At 48.1% G+C, this 474-nt stretch carries 1 protein-coding gene; it reads right to left on the bottom strand.

Going from position 1 to position 474, the window contains the following annotated elements:
- On the bottom strand, positions 1–474 hold a 474-nt coding region (locus HFE01_RS26470), incomplete at both ends, for a condensation domain-containing protein (RefSeq protein WP_243208315.1).

Raw genomic sequence — 474 nt, forward strand, 5'->3', positions numbered from 1 at the left:
GGTTGCCTGCTCAAAATACACGCCGGTTTCTGCATTCATCAAACTATGGAACAGCATTCCCTTTTGCATGGGGGTCAGTGGGTACACATTTTCCAATTCCCCAATCGCCTTTGTCTGCTCCTTAATCGTATCGAATTGCTCCAGGGTCAGACCTTTGAACAGTACATCACTTGGAGTCAATTCGGTCCGCTCCCGTGTCACACAATGCTCGATCACTTCAAGCAGATTGGATTTCAACAGGTTGGCCAGCATTTGGACCGTATCCTTACGGAAGGCTTTGCCGTTATACCGAATGTCGAATTTCAGAATGCCGTTCGTGACAATCCCGCTCACATCGAGCGCATATTTCATCTTCGTCCGGTCACTAATGACCGATCCCATCGAGTAAGGAGACATCCGGATATCGCTGTTTGGCAAGTCTTGATCCAACTGTCCGAGATAGTTAAAGCTTACTTGTGGCTCGGCAAAAGCTTG

It is taken from the genome of Paenibacillus sp. EKM10P (genome assembly GCF_011800655.1).
GTDB classification, from domain to species: Bacteria; Bacillota; Bacilli; order Paenibacillales; family Paenibacillaceae; genus Paenibacillus; species Paenibacillus polymyxa.